2 protein-coding genes are annotated in these 2,255 nt (G+C 73.1%); one reads left to right on the top strand and one right to left on the bottom strand.

Going from position 1 to position 2,255, the window contains the following annotated elements:
• Positions 1-129 precede the first annotated feature (129 nt).
• Complete coding sequence (locus ABT001_RS35915; RefSeq protein WP_351285897.1) at positions 130-1,101, bottom strand: 5-dehydro-4-deoxyglucarate dehydratase; 972 nt, start codon at positions 1,099-1,101, stop codon at positions 130-132.
• Between the two features lie 98 nt (positions 1,102-1,199).
• Here ABT001_RS35915 and ABT001_RS35910 point away from each other — a divergent pair, with 98 nt between their 5' ends.
• Positions 1,200-1,988 carry an IclR family transcriptional regulator gene (locus ABT001_RS35910; protein ID WP_351285895.1) on the top strand — a complete coding sequence of 263 codons (789 nt, stop codon included), beginning with the start codon at positions 1,200-1,202 and terminating at the stop codon, positions 1,986-1,988.
• Positions 1,989-2,255: the final 267 nt, after the last annotated feature.

Genomic DNA, 2,255 nt, shown 5'->3' with positions numbered 1-2,255 from the left:
CCACCCCCCAGGTCATGTCTTCGACAGGGGGACACAGTCATGCCGGGCCCGGAGGCCAGCGGTCCCATTGCAGGACCGCGAAAAAGATAACGGGGTGAACCGGCCCGCGAGGACCGGAGCGGTGGGGCCTCAGGCGGGACGGCGGCGGGTGGCGCCGACCAGGGCCAGTCCGGCGTCGAGGATCTGCTCCAGGTCGGCGAGGTCGGCCGGGGAGGGGTCGGTGAGTGGGGCGCGCACGGGGCCCACCGGCAGTCCGCGCAGCCGGGCCGCGGCCTTGACCAGGGACACGGCGTAGCCGGGGACGCGGTCGCGGAGCTCGACCAGCGGGACGTAGAAGTCGCGCAGCAGCTTCCGGGTCACCGTGTCGTCGCCGGCCCGCAGCGCGGTGAGGAAGGCGTCGGCGATCTCGGGCGCGAACGCGTGGACGGCCGAGGAGTAGGCGGGGACGCCCACCGTCGCGTAGGCGCGCGCCTGGATCTCGGCGGTCGCCGCGCCGTTGAAGAAGAGGAAGCCCTCGGGTGCGGCGAGGGTGAGGCGCTGGAGCCGGTCGAGGTCGCTGTGACCGTCCTTGAGACCGATGACCGTGGGGATCTCCGCGATCCGGCGCACGCCCTCGGCGTTGAAGGTGACCTGGCCGCGCTGGTACGCGATCAGCGGCAGCCGTGTGCCGGCCGCGATCCGGCGCAGCTGCTCGACCAGACCGTCCTGCGGGGCCGCGACGAGGTAGTGGGGCATGACCAGCAGGGCGTCGGCTCCGGCCTCCTCCGCGATGCGGGCGAAGCGCAGTGCCTGCGCCCAGCCGTATCCGGTACCCGCCACCACGGGCAGCCGGCCGTCGGCGGCCTCGACCGCGGTCCGGACCACCGTGCGGTACTCGTCCTCGTCCAGTGCGCTGAACTCGCCGGTGCCACAGGCCGGGAACAAGGCACCGGGGGCGGTGGCCACCTGGGCGGTCAGATACGCGCGGTACGCGTCCGGGTCGAGGCTGCCGTCGTCCCGGAAGCTGGTGAGGGGGAAGGCCAGCACCCCGTCTGCCATGCCCTCCCGCAGGCGCCGGGTGACGTCGTCGATGTCCGTACGGAACCGCTCCACAGATCTCATCCCCATATGCAGATGGCGTGCATGTATGAGAACGGAGGCTAGGCGGGTGAACGGGAGGGGGTCAATGGGTGCGACAGCGCGGATTTAAGATGGCGCACATGCCGGAGAACAGCGGGGTCCGTGGGGTGAAGTCGGCGTCGCGCACGGTCGCGCTGCTCGAACTCCTCGCCGCCCGGGTCGACCGGCCGGCCCGCCTCGACGAACTCGCCGAGGAACTGGGCGTGCCGCGCAGCAGCATGTACCAGCTACTGCGGACGCTCATCGACTGCGGCTGGGTGCGCACGGACACGACGGGCTCGCTCTACGGCATCGGCATCCGCGCCCTGCACACCGGGACGAGTTACCTGGACAGCGACCCGCGTGTGCGCGCGGCCCGTCCGTATCTCGACGAGGCGTCGGACGCGCTCGGCGAGACGATCCACCTGGCCCGGCTCGACGGCACCGACGTCGTCTACCTCGCGACGCGCGAGTCGCACGAGTACCTGCGCACCATCAGCCGGGTCGGCCGCCGGATCCCGGCCCACGCCGGAGCGCTCGGCAAGGCCCTGCTCGCCGAACGTCCGGACGGCCAACTCCCGTTGCCGGAGGGCTCCCTGGCTCCCCGTACGGAGAACACGCACATCGAGCGCGCCACCCTGCTCGCCGACCTCGCCGGGGTGCGCGAGCGCGGCTACTCCGTCGAGCGCGAGGAGACGGTGGCGGGCATCGCGGGCTTCGGTTTCGCCCTGCGGTACGACGCTCCGGCGGTCGACGCCATCAGCTGCTCGGTGCCGGTGGCGCGGCTCAGCGAGGAGCACGAGGACCGGGTGGTGACGGTCATGCGGGAGATCAGGGCGAAGATCGAGAGTGCCCTGTCCCCCGCCGCCGGCGCCCCCGACTGGCGCTGACCGCCGCGCCCACCGGACCTCGCGAGCAGGAGGACGGCGAAGGCCCGGCCGGTTCCCGGGACACGCGGTGTGACCGCCACTCCGCACGTGCGGCACCGCGCTCGGATCTGCCCGCCGCCCACATCGGCTCCGGCGGGACAGCCTCCGCAAGAACGCGCAAGGGGGCCGTCGCGTGCGACGGCCCCCTTGCGGACGTGCCGCGGCGGCGCCGTGATCCGGCGCCGCCGCCTCGTGCGATTCAGCCGCCCCGGAGAAACCCCGGGGGTC

The organism is Streptomyces sp. NPDC002793 (assembly GCF_040295485.1).
GTDB lineage: Bacteria > Actinomycetota > Actinomycetes > Streptomycetales > Streptomycetaceae > Streptomyces.
The sequence above is the reverse complement of the archived record's forward strand: the minus strand, read 5'-3'. Positions and strand labels throughout refer to the sequence as shown.